Origin of the sequence: Butyricimonas paravirosa (assembly GCF_032878955.1) — a bacterium.
Classification (GTDB): Bacteria; Bacteroidota; Bacteroidia; order Bacteroidales; family Marinifilaceae; genus Butyricimonas; species Butyricimonas paravirosa.
Map to the genome: position 1 here is coordinate 4264416 of NZ_CP043839.1, position 17166 is coordinate 4281581.

At 43.6% G+C, this 17166-nt stretch carries 13 protein-coding genes; 8 read left to right on the top strand and 5 right to left on the bottom strand.

What is annotated here, in order from left to right:
• Positions 1–74 precede the first annotated feature (74 nt).
• The 5 genes from F1644_RS17290 to F1644_RS17310 are packed head-to-tail and all read left to right on the top strand — an operon-like array spanning position 75 to position 9524.
• The gene (locus F1644_RS17290) at positions 75–3386 is read left to right on the top strand and encodes a SusC/RagA family TonB-linked outer membrane protein (RefSeq protein WP_087421300.1); all 3312 of its coding nucleotides are present in this window, start codon (positions 75–77) and stop codon (positions 3384–3386) included.
• A 20-nt stretch (positions 3387–3406) separates the two neighbouring features.
• Positions 3407–4885: a RagB/SusD family nutrient uptake outer membrane protein gene (locus F1644_RS17295; RefSeq protein ID WP_118304447.1), complete on the top strand. Its 1479-nt coding sequence runs from the start codon at positions 3407–3409 to the stop codon at positions 4883–4885.
• A 32-nt stretch (positions 4886–4917) separates the two neighbouring features.
• Positions 4918–5778 (top strand): DUF4843 domain-containing protein, encoded by an 861-nt coding sequence (locus F1644_RS17300; RefSeq protein ID WP_158572042.1) that lies wholly within the window; start codon positions 4918–4920, stop codon positions 5776–5778.
• Between the two features lie 24 nt (positions 5779–5802).
• Positions 5803–7344 (top strand): PKD-like family lipoprotein, encoded by a 1542-nt coding sequence (locus F1644_RS17305; RefSeq protein WP_118304446.1) that lies wholly within the window; start codon positions 5803–5805, stop codon positions 7342–7344.
• A gap of 2 nt (positions 7345–7346) precedes the next feature.
• Complete coding sequence (locus F1644_RS17310; RefSeq protein WP_118304445.1) at positions 7347–9524, top strand: TlpA family protein disulfide reductase; 2178 nt, start codon at positions 7347–7349, stop codon at positions 9522–9524.
• Between the two features lie 36 nt (positions 9525–9560).
• Here the strand turns inward: F1644_RS17310 and F1644_RS17315 are convergent, their stop codons facing one another.
• From F1644_RS17315 to F1644_RS17335, 5 genes are all read right to left on the bottom strand, one after another.
• Positions 9561–10112 (bottom strand): 2-oxoacid:acceptor oxidoreductase family protein, encoded by a 552-nt coding sequence (locus F1644_RS17315; protein ID WP_027202853.1) that lies wholly within the window; start codon positions 10110–10112, stop codon positions 9561–9563.
• A 97-nt stretch (positions 10113–10209) separates the two neighbouring features.
• The gene (locus F1644_RS17320) at positions 10210–10977 is read right to left on the bottom strand and encodes a thiamine pyrophosphate-dependent enzyme (protein ID WP_087420937.1); all 768 of its coding nucleotides are present in this window, start codon (positions 10975–10977) and stop codon (positions 10210–10212) included.
• A 3-nt stretch (positions 10978–10980) separates the two neighbouring features.
• The gene (locus F1644_RS17325; RefSeq protein WP_087420938.1) at positions 10981–12066 is read right to left on the bottom strand and encodes a 3-methyl-2-oxobutanoate dehydrogenase subunit VorB; all 1086 of its coding nucleotides are present in this window, start codon (positions 12064–12066) and stop codon (positions 10981–10983) included.
• Between the two features lie 18 nt (positions 12067–12084).
• Positions 12085–12312: a 4Fe-4S binding protein gene (locus F1644_RS17330; RefSeq protein ID WP_087420939.1), complete on the bottom strand. Its 228-nt coding sequence runs from the start codon at positions 12310–12312 to the stop codon at positions 12085–12087.
• A 255-nt stretch (positions 12313–12567) separates the two neighbouring features.
• On the bottom strand, positions 12568–13884 hold the full coding sequence (locus tag F1644_RS17335) for a pyridoxal phosphate-dependent aminotransferase (RefSeq protein ID WP_118304444.1): 1317 nt from the start codon (positions 13882–13884) through the stop codon (positions 12568–12570).
• Positions 13885–14413: 529 nt separating this feature from the next.
• On the opposite strand from F1644_RS17335, the gene F1644_RS17340 reads away from it, so the two are divergent.
• The 3 genes from F1644_RS17340 to F1644_RS17350 are packed head-to-tail and all read left to right on the top strand — an operon-like array spanning position 14414 to position 17107.
• The gene (locus F1644_RS17340) at positions 14414–15643 is read left to right on the top strand and encodes an ABC transporter permease (protein WP_118304443.1); all 1230 of its coding nucleotides are present in this window, start codon (positions 14414–14416) and stop codon (positions 15641–15643) included.
• A gap of 4 nt (positions 15644–15647) precedes the next feature.
• Positions 15648–16421 (top strand): energy transducer TonB, encoded by a 774-nt coding sequence (locus F1644_RS17345; RefSeq protein WP_118304442.1) that lies wholly within the window; start codon positions 15648–15650, stop codon positions 16419–16421.
• Positions 16418–17107: a ComF family protein gene (locus F1644_RS17350; protein WP_118304441.1), complete on the top strand. Its 690-nt coding sequence runs from the start codon at positions 16418–16420 to the stop codon at positions 17105–17107. The genes F1644_RS17345 and F1644_RS17350 overlap by 4 nt, the downstream gene beginning before the upstream one ends.
• The last annotated feature ends 59 nt before the right edge of the window (positions 17108–17166 follow it).

A 17166-nucleotide genomic window follows, 5' to 3' on the forward strand; every position in this document is an offset into this window, starting at 1 on the left:
TTTAATGATACAAAGTTATGAAAAAAATCAGAACGAGTGGGTTTTTTAGGCGAGCCCATGGGAATTTTTTGTTGATGATGAGGTTAACAATGTTGTCCCTACTGATGACGTTTGTCTCGTTCACGGCCACAGCGCTGGGTCAACGAACGACGATCAAACTGGACAACGTGGAATTACAAGTTGCTTTTAACGAAATTAAACAGAAAATGGGGTACACCTTCGTGTACAATGATCAAGTGGTGAAGAACGTGGGGAAGATTTCCGTGAATGTTACCTCTGATAACGTGACGCATATTCTGAAAAAATGTCTGGAAGGAACGTCTCTCGATTTTTATATCGAGGATAATATCGTGGTGATCGTGGCTAAGACGGAACAGTCTACTCGTGGTACGGATAAAAAAGCCGTGACCGTAAAAGGAAAAGTGGTTGACGAGGGAAAACATCCGCTACCGGGGGTAACGGTATTAATAAAAGGGACAACGTTAGGCGTAACGACGGGATTGGAAGGAGAGTTTTCAATTGTTGTTACTGATACAACTCACGCTGAACTTGTATTTTCTTTTATTGGGATGGTTTCTCAAACAATTTCTTATAAAAATATTCCAAAAAGCGGAGAGTGGACCGTTGTATTGAAAGAAGAAGTACAGGGACTGGACGAGGTTGTCGTGACGGGTATTTATTCTCGTAAGAAAGAGAGTTTCACAGGATCGTCGACAACTTATACGGCGAAGGAATTAAAGACGATCGGTAACACGAACGTGTTGCAGAGTCTGAAGACGATGGACCCTTCTTTTGCCATTATGGAGAACAATCAGTTTGGTTCTGACCCCAACCGTTTGCCGGATATTAACGTGCGTGGTAAAACGAGCGTGATTGGTTTGACACAGGAGTACGAGACAGACCCGAATCAACCGTTGTTTATATTGGACGGTTTTGAGACGACGTTAGCTACAATTAGTGATTTGAGTATGGATCGGGTGGAGAGTATTACGGTACTGAAAGATGCCGCAGCCACGGCTATTTACGGTGCAAAGGCTGCCAACGGGGTTGTTGTGGTGGAAACAAAGGCTCCGGCAGCAGGGACGCTCAGGTTGAATTATAACGGAAATTTGAATTTCACGTTTGCAGATTTGTCTGATTATAATTTGATGAATTCTGCAGAGAAATTAGAGTTTGAACGTTTAGCTGGGTATTATGGAGATTTAGATGTTAATGGAGAGATCGTGTCGGAGGGATACCAGCAATTGTACTATCAGCGTTTGGCGGAAGTGAAACGAGGGGTTGATACTTACTGGATGAGTGAACCTTTGCGGTTTGCAACTTCTCATAGTCATAATCTTTTTGCAGAGGGAGGGGATGACCGGATGCGTTACGGGATTGGTTTCAGTTATAATAAGACACAAGGTGTGATGAAAGGTTCTGATCGTGATGTGTTGAATGGTAACGTGAGGTTGATGTATCGTTATAAAACCGTGGCGTTCACGAACTATTTGAATCTGGATTACACGATGTCTTCTCGTGAGAATGTGTCCTTTTCTGAGTTCTCCCGGGCGAACCCGTATCATCGGAAGTTGAACGAGTATGGAGAGCCGGATCAAGTTATGGAAACTTACACGGATTCTGACATTAATTCATCTTCATATCTGAAGACTCTGAACGTGTATAATCCGTTGTATGATATGATATTGAATAGTTCAAACGAGAGTCGTTCTTTCGGATTCAGAAATAATTTCGAGATCGACTGGCGAGTATATGATGAGTTACGGGTAAAGGGACGTTTCAGTATTAGTAAATCATCTGCAAAAGCGGAAGTGTTTAAATCTCCGAAAGCCTCTGATTTTGTCGGTGCCGAGTCTACGGAGAAAGGAACTTACACGGAAACGAATGAAGAGAACTTGAGTTACGACGGTGATTTTAATGTGACTTACGGAAAGTTATTTAATGAGAAACACATGGTAAATGCCGTGGGTGGTATACGTTTAGCATCTAATCAGGCCAAATCGAGTGGCTTTGTTTCAAGGGGATTTATTGATGATCGTTATTCTAATCCGTCTTTTTCTACGGGGTATCCTTCCGGGGGCAAACCGAACTATTCCAACACGGAAAAACGGTCGGCTAGTTATTATCTAAATGCCGGTTATGCTTATGATAATCGCTATTTACTGGATGCGAATTTTCGTTCGGACGGATCATCCGTTTTCGGGTTATCACAGCAATTTACGACTACTTGGGCCATTGGATTAGGTTGGAACGTGCATAACGAGGCTTTCTTTAAAGGACAGGATTGGATTAACTATTTGAAGTTACGTTTTTCTATCGGTAATCCCGGAAACCAGAATTTCGATGCTTATATTTCAATGAACGTGTACGGGTATTCTACCGCTTATCCTAATCCATTCGGATTAAGTGCTGTAATCTCTACTTGGGGAAACAATAATCTGGAGTGGCAGAAGACGATTGATCAGAACTACGGGATTGACATGGCTTTCTTGAAAAACAGGTTGAAGGTAACGGTAGATTATTTCATTAAAAATACCGACCCTCTATTAGTTTACGTGCAGATGCCTTCATCCACGGGATCGAGTACAGCCCCGATGAATCTGGGTAAACAGGTGACGGAGGGAGTGACAGCCGTGTTGAATTACACGATATTACAGAAAGAGCATATGAATTGGAATTTTAACCTGAACGCCAGACATATCACGTCCGAATATAAAAATATCGGGAATTCTTTGGATAAATACAATCAAGATAACAGAAGTTCGAATCTGACAAGATATTACGATGGCGGTAGTCCTTCTGATTTATGGGCGGTACGTTCCGCCGGTATTGATCCGGCAACCGGACGGGAAATTTTTATCAAGAAGGATGGAACGCAGACTTTTGTACATGATTATGCGGATGAAGTTGTTGTGGGAAATTCCGATCCTAAGGTAGAAGGTGTTATCGGGACTTCATTCTATTATAAAGGGTTCACGGCCTCAATTAATTTACGGTATCGGTTAGGTGGCCAGATATTTTTATCCACGTTATATGATAAAGTAGAGAATATTTCTGATAATGCTTTGAAATATAATCAGGATAAACGGGCCTTGTACGATCGTTGGCAAAAGCCGGGGGACGTGAGTAAGTTTAAAGCTATTTCATTGACCGAAACGACCCCGATGTCTTCTCGTTTTGTTGCGGATGAAAACACGTTGAGTGGTGAGTCTATTTCTTTGGGTTATGAGACTCAAGCAAAATGGCTAAGGTATATAGGAGCGTCTTCCATGACAATTCGAGGGTACATGAATGATATATTCCGAATTTCCACGGTGAAAAATGAGCGGGGATTGGATTACCCGTTTGCCCGTACGGTGGCTTTTTCCCTTGGTGTGAGGTTTTAATGACTTAAAGTAGATTGATTATGAATGCAATAAAAAAGATAAAATCAGTATTCGCCACGGGGTTGGTATTATTACTCGTGTCATGTAATTCATGGCTGGAAGTGGACCCGGAAGATAGAATTATGGATAATACCTTATTTAAGGATAAGGAGGGATTCATGACCGCACTAAATGGCGTGTATTCGGAATTGAACAAGACGTCTTTGTACGGTCGTAATCTGACAATGGGAATGATTGACGTGATGGCGCAATATTATAATTGTAATATTGCAGATCACGCTTATGCCCGTTATATGGATTATTCCTACGAGGATGCTACTTATAAAACTCAGATTGATAATATTTGGTCAGGATTGTACACGATGATTGCAAATTGTAACGCTATCATAGAGCATTGTGGCAATGGAAATTCTGTGCTACCGGACGAGTATTATCGTATGATTAAAGGTGAAGCTATTGGCTTGCGGGCGATGATGCATTTGGATCTGTTGAGAATGTTCGGTCCGATCTGGTCGGCTACCGGTAAAGAAACTGTTTGTATGCCTTATATGACGGTGGCGGATCGTGTCGTGCAGCCTTTGTTACGGGCTGATAGCGTGATGAGTTATATTATTAAGGATTTGGAAACGGCTTCCAGTCTATTGTCAACGGTTGATCCGGTGATTACCGAAGGGGCAAAGAATTACGGGGAGGAGGTTGGTTCAAATGATATGAATTATCGTCAGTATCGGTTGAATTATTTTGCAATAAATGCTTTAATGGCACGTGCCTATTTGTGGAGTGGAAACACGCAGAAGGCTGGCGAGTATGCCCGAACCGTGATAGAAAAGGTTAGTGATAAGAATACGCCTTTATTTCCATTGATTGATGCCGATTACATGGAGGCTAATTCAGACCGGGTGTTCTCCCCGGAGGTACTGTTCTCTCTTTACAATACTTCTCGCCCGGATGTTGTTTACAAGACGTTGTTCGTACCGACATTGGCGACAACGAGTATATTGACGATGGCGGGAGATCTGGCAACGGGTAGGGTTAATGAAACGTATGATGATAAGAATGATTATCGTTATCGTATGTGGGAATCTACCGTGGAGAATAACCGGGAAGTAACCTATTTTATCAAGTATATGGATGAAACCCGGACGGGGTCGGAGGCTTATCGTTATATGATTCCGCTGATTCGGATGAGCGAATTGTACTTGATTGCGGCAGAATGTGAAACTAATGTACAAACGGCTTTAGACAAGTATTTTAACCCGTTGCGTTTTAGTCGTAATTGCGTGAATCAAAATGCATCTTCTGCGGAAGAGTTAAAGAGTTTGATTCGGGCCGAGTATGTGAGAGAATTTATTGGTGAGGGACAGTTGTTTTTCTATTATAAACGGAATGCTTTGCAACACATCCCGGATGGAGGTACGGTGAATAGTATAAAGAATATTTCTTTGGATAGTTACGTGTTCCCCTTACCGGATAGTGAAACGAGCCAGCGGGCGGAGTAAACGGAATATGGTTTTACTAAAAAGACATGAATATGAAAAAGATAATATATATGATCGCTCTTTTTTGGGCGGCTATCGGAATGATCAGTTGTGAAAAAGAGGTGAAAGATTATGATGGGGAAGAAGGTGTTTACTTTTACGTGCAATGGGGTGCCGAGTGGGGAGACACGACGAAATGGGCAAACCAGTCTTACACACCCGTCGAATTTGTGAACATTTTGGGAGATACATACGAGGTGAAAGTGAGAGTGATGTCAACCGGAAGAGTGAAGGATTATGACCGGACTTTCCAGATGGTGGTTGATAAAGATTCTACCACAGCTGTGGTGAATCAGAATTATGAACCGTTTGAGGAGATGCAGGTGATTAAAGCCGGACAGACTTATGCGGATGTGGTTATCCATTTGAAAAGAAACGAGAATATTATGGAGGTTGAAAAAGTGCTGGGTTTAAGACTCCTTCCAACGAATGATTTTATTATCGGTATTCCCGAATGGGGCAAGTTAGCCGGAATGTGGTCTAGCGAAGGTTCTAGTGAATTTGATGCCTCCGTGCATAAGATTATCATGAGTGACTTTATCGTGAAACCGGCTCGTTGGATCGGGGGAGTGTACGATCAGCCGGGAGATACGGAAAGTGGACGTTGGGGAGTTTTCACGGTAAAGAAGTACAAGTTGATTTGTGACCAGTTTGATTTGACGTATGAAGACTTTCAAACTGAAGCAACTATGCCGGGAGCGAAACAAGCCGTGATTCAAGAACATATGGCTAACTATCTACAAGAGCTTTATGATAAAGGAACTCCAGTATTGGAGGATGATGGACGTTTGATGTGGTTCATGGGAGTATCTTGGACGTCTGTCGTGGGAGTACCTTGGGTACCAGAACAATAGGTTGAATGTATAAAATAGTATGTTATGAGACGAAATATAATATTGTTTTTGATGTTAGCCTTTTCATGTGTCGTAGTTTCTTGTTATGATGATAAGGGATCTTATGATTACACGGAGGTGAATGAGATTGTGATAGACGAGCTGGGGGATGGTTATAGTATGATCTTTAAAAAAGATACACTGAAAATTAAACCCAAGCTATTATTTTCACTAGACAGTTTAACACCCGATAGATATGAGTATGAGTGGAAAGCTGTTCCGGGAGTGGCTAGTGATCTTTCTAGCGAAGTGATAGGAACGGAACGGGAGTTGAAGTATTTTATGGAGCTTTACCCGGGATCTTACGCCCTTTATTTGAAAGTGAGGGATAAGCAAACCGGACTGTTGTGGATGAATTATACCTCTTTAGTCGTGAGAACGGAGGTTGCCCGTGGATTCCTTTTGATTGGGGATGATGAGGATGGATTCGTGAACGTGGACATGATTGCCATGCCGGGAGACACGATCGTGTTGAAGAACCTATTGTCAAATAATGGATTGCCACCTATGCGAGGAGCAAAAAGTATTATGTACACGAGTGCTTATACTGCGTCTATGGACCCGTATGTGAAATTATGGGTTGCTACGGAGGATCGTTCCTATTACGTGAATACGACGACATTTGAGGGTGATCCTTTAAATACTTTCGAACGTATGGTCTATTCAAGTTTTGAAATGCCGGAGCAATTGAATCCCGTACACATGATTGCTAAAAATAGAGCTGGAAATATGTCCACGAATCGTATGGTTGTTTGTGATAACGGATATGTTTTCATGGTGTCTCTTTATAGTGGAGAGTATTATCCGAATCCGATGAATAGGGCTTCAAAATCTCAGGATGTGTTGTTCAAAGCTTATCCTTATATATTCTCGTCTCCGGGGTACGTGTATGGTGCGGTGCTTTATGATACGGACGATAATCGTTTCTTGCGTTTTGGAACGTTTGACACTTATTCTCGAGAGTTGTCTGATGGAACGGGAGATATTTTCCCGTGGATTCAACCGGAAGGTCGGGTGTTATGGTATGCAGAGAATACGATGGATACGGAGGGGGGAAGTTCTAACGGAAATTCATTTGCCTTGATGAAAGATACTGAAACCAATCAATTTCATATTTATAAGTTCTATGCTTATAGTAATGCTTATAAACGAGCTTATTATGCCATAAATTCTTCTTTGGCGACCGGGATAAATGATGCAAAATTGTTTGCTTTTTCGTCAAAACGTTCAATGTTCCTCTATGCCGTGGGAAAGACCTTGTATGCGTATGATTACAATAAGGGGTATGAAAAATTGTATAAGATGGAACTGGATGATGAAATCACTATGTTGAAGTTTGATATTCAGTCGAATACAACGTATAATGATTTGTATATAGCGACATATAACAGTACGACAGGGGGAACTTTACAGAAGTATGTGTTAGGGACGGATCAGAACAAATTTGAATTGACACCAGATGAGCGTTGTCATTGGACGGATTTAGTGAAGGTGAAAGATATGGATTGGAGAAATAGTACGAAATAAGTATGAGAAAAAATCTAATATTATTCTGGATGATAGCGGTAATTTTACCGCTGTCATCTTTTGCTCAGGGAGTTGATTTTAAGTCGTTGACGATGAAGGAGGCGCAGGTTGTTGCGGTGAAAGAGAAGAAGATGATATTCATTGATTTCTACACGACGTGGTGCGGACCGTGTAAGATGATGTCTTCGGAGGTATTTACCCAAGATCAGGTCGGCGAGTATTTTAACCGGACGTTTGTGAATCTGAAAGTGGATGCGGAGAAGGGTGAAGGAGTAGAGTTGGCAAAGAAATATCAAGTGAAGGCTTACCCGACATTCGTGGTGTTACGGGCGGATGGGACGGAAGTTTATCGAACGGCAGGAGCCCGTCCGGCGGATGAGTTTGTCGACAAGATTAGGAAAGGAATTGATCCTAAATGGTCGCCTGAAGGTTTGACACGTCGTTACGAGAAGGGAGAGCGTACACCGGAGTTGGTGAACGAGTATGCTTTGTTACAGATGGAGACGGGAAACGGGGAGATCGGTGGAAAGGTTGTACAGGAGTATTTTGATAAACTATCGGATAAGAAGAGAGTGAAACCGGAAAACTTCTTTCTTTATACCCGTTACACGTTGAGTTACAAGGATCCGAAGGCCGATTACGTGTTTGCTAACAAAGATCGTTTTATCAAGGCAAACGGACAAGAGGTTGTCGAGCCTTTGTTGTATAATTGGCTACGGCAAGAGATGATCCCTTTCGTGATGGCGAAGGGAGTCCCGGATACGGGAGAAAACTTAAAGGCTTTGCAGGATTTGGAAACAAAGATTCAGAAGGCCGCTTTGGCGAATCTCGGTTGTATGTCGGAACTGGATGAGATTGCGAGGGTTCGTTGGGAAGGTGATTTGAAGGCTTATCTGGATATTTGCAGGGAAAAGTTTGCATCGCTGGAATCCAAGGATCGTTTTTCCATATTGCTTGGTTTGGGGGCCTTGCAAGAAGAGAATGACGCTATAAAGACTTTGGCGGCCGGGTTACTCCGGGATCATCTGGATGAGTTTGAAAATACGAATCGGCGAGTGCTTTACATGACGCTGTTGAATCTTGAGGGAAAGAAGGAATACCGTCTGCGGGCCTCCATAGATGGGGTGAAGAAAGGGAAAGTGACGGTTTCTTACTTCTTGCGTGGAAAGTTTGAACGGGAAGATTACGAGTTCGATAATCACATGATAGATATTAGCCTTGCGGGACGGGACACGGTGGCCGCAAGTGTACGTTTGTTGTGTGAAGAACTGGCTTGTCCCACGGCAAGAGGGAATGATTATTATCCTCATTTCAACTTTATCGTTGTTCCGGGAGAGGCTGCCGTGGTGAAGGTTGATGCAGAGAAAGGGAAGGTAGCCGAGTTGGAATGGCAAAGAGGCGGAGCGATTTCTCATGATTTTGTTCGTCTGAATTATGATCTGTTGGAGGCAGACGAGCGAGATTATAACCAATTGGTGATGGATAATATTATTCGTGGTGGTGATATTCGGGATTACCCGGACGAGTTCCAAGCGTCATGGGATGCGGGAAAACGTCGGGTCATGGCATTTATCCGGGAGAATACGAATAGTTTTATCTCGGTGATGGAGTTGTGGGAACATTACATCTGGTTTGACGAGAACGAGGCCGAAGATATTTATAATCGTTTCCCCGAAAACTTGAAAGCAAGTCCCTACGGGCGGGTGATCGCGCAGCGTCTGGAGCGGAGTAAGGATTCGAGAACGGGGCAACCGGCAAAGAATTTCGTGAAGAAAGATATGAACGGGAAAACGGTGTCTCTTGAAAAGTTACGGGGAAAGTACGTGTTGCTGGACTTCTGGGGAAGCTGGTGCGGACCTTGCCGGGCATCGCATCCTCATTTGAAAGAGTTGTATGAAAAGTACAAAAAACAGGTCGTTTTTATCAACGTGGCCCAAGAGAACGTGAAAGATTTGAACGAGGCCCGGAAACTTTGGAAGACGGCAGTTAAAGAGGATGGAATGACGTGGACTCAAATATTGAATAACGAGGGACGGGACGAGTATGACGTGGTACGTTTATTTAATATTTCCTCGTTTCCGACGAAGGTATTAATTGATCCCAATGGTGTCGTGGTTTCACGAATGGTCGGGGGAATGGTTGATGCGGGGGAGATTCTAAAGAAAGTGCTGGGTAAATGAACGAATAACCCCGCCGGAAGGCGGGGTTATTTACTTTTATAGTTGGTTAACAACTTCAACGCTGTTCATTCCGGTCTGGATGGCCTCGATGTTCATCGGGATCATCTTGTGATGACGAGGGGGTAAAGATTTTTGCAAACCTTTTTCCACGTTGTCAAGTTTCACGATCGGTTTTACCTTCAAGAATCCACCAAGAACGATCATGTTGAACACTTTCGGGTTACCTTGCTCTGCGGCAATGGCGGTTCCCTCGATCTTGTAGATATTGATGTCTTTTCTCGTCGGTTCGTGAGTGATACCGTTCGGGTCATAGATTAAAGTACCACCCGGTTTTACCATACTTTCGAACTTGTCCATAGATTGTTGGTTCAAGACGATAGCGGTATCGTATTTCGTTAAGATCGGGGAGCTGATACGCTCGTCGCTCAGGATAACGGTCACGTTGGCAGTACCACCACGCATTTCAGGACCGTAAGAAGGCATCCAAGCAACTTCCTGATCTTGCATAATTCCGGAGTAAGCAAGAATCTTTCCCATAGAAAGAACTCCTTGTCCACCGAATCCTGCTATAATGATTTCTTCTGTCATAATTTTAGAGTTTATAAGGTTTATAAAGTTGTAAAGTTTATAAGGTAAGTACAGAGACTTTATGGACCTTATGTACTTTATGAACTTTATGAACTGATTAAATGTCTTTGATGTCTCCTAACGGGTATTTCGGGAACATGTTGTCTACCATCCATTTGTTGGCTTCTACCGGGGTTACTTTCCAACCGGAGTTACATGTACTAACGATTTCCACGAAAGAAGTTCCTTTGTCTTTCCGGGTATTCTCGAATGCCTTGCGGATAGCGGCTTTTGCTTTACGCACGTTAGCCGGGGTGTGAACTGACTGACGGGTTACGTAGCAAGTTCCATCCAATTGTGCAAGTAATTCGGTTAATTTCATCGGGAATCCGTTCAATTTAGCGTCACGTCCGTAAGGAGTGGTAGCGGTTACCTGTCCCAAAAGGGTGGTTGGTGCCATCTGTCCTCCGGTCATACCGTAGATTGCGTTGTTGATAAAGATTACCACGATGTTTTCACCACGGTTACAAGCGTGCATGATTTCCCCGCATCCGATAGATGCCAAGTCTCCATCACCTTGATAGGTGAACACGTAACGATCGGGATGAATACGGCTGATACCGGTTGCAACGGCCGGTGCACGTCCGTGTGCTGCCTCTGCCCAATCAATATCCAAATAGTTGTAAGCGAGTACGGAACATCCTACCGGAGAAACACCGATGGTTTTGTCTTGGATACCCATTTCTTCAATCACTTCCGCGATAATTTTGTGAACCACGCCATGGGAACATCCCGGACAGTAGTGCATCACGTTATCGGTAAGCACGGGAGTTTTCTTGTAAACAATATTCTCCTCTTTTATTATATCTTTTAATTCTACTGACATAGCTTATGCTCCTATAATTTGTTTTTCAAGTGCTTCAACGATCTCTTCCGGTGTCGGGATTACTCCTCCGAAACGTCCGAAGTGTTCTACCGGGATGTTATTGGCCACGTTCAAACGAACGTCTTCTACCATTTGACCGGCACTCATCTCTACAGTCAAGATACCTTTAACTTTCTTAGACAAGCGTGCAATTTCTTTCTTCGGGAAAGGATAAAGGGTAATCGGGCGAAGGATACCTACTTTGATTCCTTTTTCACGGCATAGTTGTACTGCTTTTTGGCAAATACGAGATGCTGATCCATAAGCCACAAATATGTATTCTGCGTCTTCACATTGAATTTCTTCGAAAAGAACGTCGTTTTCTTCCATCGCTTTGTATTTCTCTTGAAGTTTGTGGTTGAAAACCTCTTGTTTGTAAGAGTCTAGTTCCAAAGAAGTTACCGTGTTGTGAGAACGGTGTGCTTTCTTACCGGTTAAAGCCCAGCTATCAGACATCTTGTCGATTTCTTCTTGTGTCCAGCGGGGTTTATATTCGCTCAATTGAACTTTTTCCATCATCTGTCCGATAACACCATCGGCAAGGATCATGGCCGGGTTACGATATTTGAATGCCAAGTCAAAACCAAGTCCTACGAAATCGTTCATTTCTTGAACGGAAGCGGGAGCAAGTACGATCAAGTGATAGTCACCATGACCACCACCTTTGGTTGCCTGGAAATAGTCACTTTGTGCCGGTTGGATGGTTCCCAATCCTGGGCCTCCACGTACTACATCGATCACCAAGCAGGGAAGTTCTGCTCCTGCCAAGTAGGTTAAACCTTCTTGCATCAACGAGATACCGGGGCTAGATGATGATGTCATTGCCTTTTTACCGCAAGCAGCGGCACCGTATACCATGTTGATAGAGGCCAATTCACTTTCGGCCTGCAATACGACCATTCCTGTTTCCTCCCACGGTTTGCGTAACATGAGAGTCTCCATGACTTCGGATTGCGGGGTAATAGGGTAACCATAATAAGCATCACATCCACAACGGATAGCAGCTTCGGCTAATACCTCGTTCCCTTTCATTAATTTTACTTCTGCCATTTTCGGTAGTTTTTATTCTTATTGTACATTCATTTTGTAAACGGTGATCACCGCATCCGGGCATACCAACGCACAGCTGGCACATCCAATACATGCTTCCGGGTTTACCATCTCGGAGTAGTGGTATCCTTTTCCATTTACCTCTTTCGCCAAGTCGAGAGTTTTGGTAGGACACGCGACCACGCAAAGGTTACATCCTTTGCATTTTTCTTTGTCAACGACGACAGCGCCTCTAAATTTTGCCATAATTGAATTGATTATGATTTATAAATAAATTCTCTTTTTGCCTTATATTTTGTAACACATTTACGGGATAAAATTACAAACTTAAATTGAATCATGAAATAGTTTCCCTGTATTTTAACATTGTTTTACTTTCATGTTAAGGCCATTCCGCTGGAGCTTTTCCCGATTCAATTTCAGTAAATTGAAAACTCGAAGTTGAAAATTGAAAATGAGATTTTTGCAAGACATTTTCAATTTTCAATTCTCCATTTTCAATTATTTCGTGTGATCTGCCGCGAATCGTTTTAAACGTTCTTCCAGTTCCGGCATCCGGTGGAGTCCGGTTTGAGAAACGCAAGCACGGAGACCTTGTTTCTTGGAACCCGTGTCACGCAACGGGATCGCTGATATGCCGTAATACAGGATTTCTTTCGTGAGGTCACCACCCGTGAATCCCGGGTAGATGATCGTGAAATAGAACCCGTCGGCGATAGGTTCTTCCAAATCCCGGTCATACACGATCTCGAAACCGTATTTGGTGAACAGCTCTTTCATGGCGTGGGCTCTCTCCGCGTATTCCCGTACCCCATCGAGGATGTTGATACGTCCCTCGTTGGCGGCTTTCAAGATGGCGGCCATGGCGTATTGGCAGGAATGAGTCGTTCCGGATGATAACGTGTAAATGATCCGGTTCACGATGGTGTAACCTAACGTACCCATTCCCCCGAAACGATCGTGCAGGTTGTCGTATTTCCGGTTGTATAAAGCGTCAGAAATACACATGATTCCCAAACGTTGCCCGGCGTAACTAAATAGTTTGGAACCGGAGATCATGACGATGTAGTTATCCGTGTATTTACCAACTGAGGGTTGGAACGGGGCTTTACCCGGTACGGAAAGATCCCGACGGAAGTCCATGGCGAAGTAGGCCAAGTCTTCCAGCACGATCACGTCATATTTGGTGGCCAGTTCCCCGACGATTTTCAATTCCTCGTCCGTGAAACATATCCAAGCCGGGTTATTCGGGTTGCTGTACAGGATGGCAGCGATATTTCCCTTGGAAAGATGTTCTTCCAGTTTCTCCCGTAATTTTTCGCCCCTGTAATTATAAACGTCAAATGACTCGAACGGTTTTCCGATAACTTGCATTTGTGTTTTTTGAACGGGGAATCCCGGGTCGATGAAAAGAACGGTGTCTTTTCCTTTTTTACATTCCGTTACTGCCATGAAGGCGGCGAAACAGGCCTGCATGGAACCCACGGTCGGGATGATACCTTCCGGCTTGATGTCGATGTCCACGAAGTTCTTCACGAACTTGGAACCTTCTTCCTTGAATTCCTTGTGGCCTTCGAGCATCGGGTAGAATTGAGCGCATCCGGCACGTAGCGCCTCGATTTCGGCGTCGATACCTATTTTAGAAGGGGCAAGTCCGGGAACACCCATTTCCATACGGATGAATTTTTCCCCGCTTTCGGCTTCCACCATATTCACCACTTTCACGATGTCGCGTATCGTGGCATCTTCCATGTCACTGATCCCGCAGGCTGCCAGCTTCTGGTCAACGATCTTTTTGTCAATTAGATTATTTTGCATGACTACTTTATATGATTTATTCTATTTTTTCTCAGCATGTACGCGAGTTTAATAAAAAATTGTCATTATATATTCCGAAATCGTTTTAAATTTGAAGTGGAGTGTCTAATTTAGTTTGATTCTGAAATTGATTATTTTCTTTTTGCTTGTGTGCTGCAAGTGATTTGATATATCCTTGTTTAGAATACTTTTAGAGATGGAAATAATCGGGTTTTCCTATTGTAAAAGTCTGTTCTCAATGTTTTACTCTCTTTTTGTAGTCGTTGTTGCTCTATTGACAAAGGGTTATGCATGGGCGTTGAAAGGGTGATGAAAGGGAATAAGAAGATTATTATGGTTGTGTTTGTACGTTATTGCAATGGGTGAAGGATATCTGTGTGGTGGTGCATTTCGTGATTCTTAAATACATTCTTGGACACCCTCTTTCGAATCTGTTTTTGTTTTCGTAGTTTTGCAGTTGGATAATAGTAAAATTGAAATATTGAAGTGATCGTCATTTTCAATTTTCAATTTTCAATTTTCAATTGTTATGAATCTGGAATGGTACATTGCGCGTAGGTTGTTGAAAGGGGACGGCACGAAATCCGTGTCGGTGCCGATCGTAAAGATTGCGATTGTTGGGATCGCTTTGGGGTTGTGCGTGATGTTATTGTCGTTGTTTATTATCACGGGGTTTAAGTACGAGATCACCGAGAAATTGTCGGGTTTCACGGCTCATTTGAGCGTGGTGCCTTTTGTTCCCGGTTCGACGAGTGAGGGGGGAGTGGTCCGTGAATCGGAGAGTCTGGTGAAAGGCTTGAAAGAGGTGGAAGGTGTGAAGAACGTGTACGGGTATATCGAAAAGCCCGCAATTTTCAAGAGTAAAGAGGAGATTCACGGGGTGGTATTGAAAGGGATAGATGTGGGGTATGATGTTGTTTTTTTCAGGGAGAATCTGAAGGAGGGAAAAATGCCTGATTTTAAAACGGAACGGGCGTCAAATGAAATATTAATTTCTGCCTCCGTGGCGGATATGCTAGAAATCGGTGTCGGTGGAAAAGTCACGGCCCATTTCGTGCAGGACCCGCCGAGAGCGAGAGTGTTTACCGTTGCCGGAATTTACGACACGGGTTTCAAGGAGTATGATGACGTGATGGTGTTGGTTGATGAACGACATCTGGCGAAATTGAATGACTGGGGGCCGGGGGAGGTTTCCGGGATTGCTATCGAACTGGAGGATGTGGAGCGATTAAACGAGGTGGTAGAGGAGGTGGAAAGTGTCGTGTATGATGCGAGTGGAAATTACGAGGTACAGACGCTTGCCGACGTGGCTCCGCAAATTTTTGACTGGTTGGCGTTGTTGAACATGAACGTGTGGGTGATCCTGATTTTGATTGTCACGGTGGCCGGTTTTAATATGGTGTCGGGGTTATTGATTTTGATTCTGGATAAGACTACTTTGATCGGGATATTGAAAGCGTTAGGCTACAAAAATGTTTCTTTGCGAAAATTGTTCCTGTACATATCGGCAGGATTGATTATTAAAGGAATGTTATGGGGAAATGTGCTGGCCTTTGTTTTGGCAGGAATTCAGGCGATATTCCGTGTAATTCATCTTGATCCTGTGACGTATTATATGGACACGGTTCCAATTAATTTTAGTCTCGGATACGTGATATTATTGAATGTAGGAGTAATCGTGATAACCGTTTTAATGCTGATTGTCCCAACGATGCTGATTTCCAAGATTAGCCCGGTGAAGGCGATTAAATTCGAGTAAAGTTATGAGCGTGAAAAATGATATATATGCTATTAGAGATTCTCTGTTGGATTGGTTGAAGGAACACCGACATGGTGTGATGGGTACGGTAATTTTTCATCTCGTGCTTGCTATCTTTTTGGTTTGTGTCGGAATTTCACGTTTGGATTCGCAACAGAGGATGGAAATCGAGATTGATATGCCGGAACCGGAAATCGTTCAGCAAAAGCAAGAGGAGCAAAAAAAGAAGGAGCAAATTCTCCAACAAAGCGCTGACGAGGAGGTGAACGAGATGTTGCGTTCGTTGGCGGTGAACGAGGATGCCGTGAAGAAAAATGCTGAGACCCAGCCTCACGAACGAGTAGAAGAGTATATTGAACAGATCCAGGAGGAGATTGATAGTGATTACGGGGGACGTTACCGGGCGAATAAAAACAAGCATTACAAGGAGGATAGTATTCGTGTCCAGCGAGATAAGAAGGAACGGATGTTGGATTCACTCCAATCCACGGTTTACGTGGGGAAGAGTAGCGTGTCATATAATATAAAAGGGCGTTACAAGACTTATCTGCCGATTCCTGTTTATAAATGCGAGTTCGGTGGAAAAATCGTGGTTGCGGTAGTCGTGAATCGGCAAGGACGGGTTATTAAGGCTGAGGTGGTGGATGCGGAGTCGAATAAAGATGATTCTTTGCGTGAGGTGGCAGTAGATGCAGCCTTGAAGTCGGAATTTAACGTTGACGAGAAAGCCCCGGAACGACAGACGGGAACGATCACGTATAATTTTGTCAAACAATGACACGGTTTGTTTCTTCTATTTTTTCCCGCTTTTTCAGATTGTTATATCCCCGCACGTGCGTGGTGTGTGGTGATGTTTTGGTTGATGGTGAGCTTTTTTTGTGTTCAGCTTGTTTAAGCGGTTTGCCTTTGAACGAGGGTGTTGATGAGGAGGCGGACAAGGTGCTTGCGGATGATTTGGGAATCGAGCATTTATACTGGTTGTTCCGTTATGACCGGGCAAGTGATTTTCATAAATTAGTGTACGCTATCAAGTATCGTTCCAACCGGGAATTGGGCGTGTGGGCCGGGAAAATGTTGGGAGAACGGATGAAAGATGTCCGTGGGATTGATTGTATTATTCCCGTGCCGCTACATCCCGAACGGGAGAAGAAACGGGGATTTAATCAGGCTTTTCTGATTGGCACGGGGATTGCAAGTGTTTTAGGTGGACGGATCGAGCCGGAAGTGTTAAGGCGAGTGGTAAACACCCCTTCACAAACAGGTTTGGAACGGGGACAGCGGGCTGATAACGTGGTCGAGGCTTTCGAGCTGGGGAATACTACTCGGGTAGAGGGATGCCACGTGTTGCTGGTAGATGATGTCGTGACAAGTGGAGCCACGATCCGGGCGTGTATGATGGAATTGAGTAAAATCAAGGGAGTACGGGTAAGTGGTGCTTGTTTGGGAAAGTCCGGCAGCATCTAAAAAAACTTGAATCTTAAATCTAAAATTGAAAGGATTTTAGCTTTTTTTCCCTAGTTTTG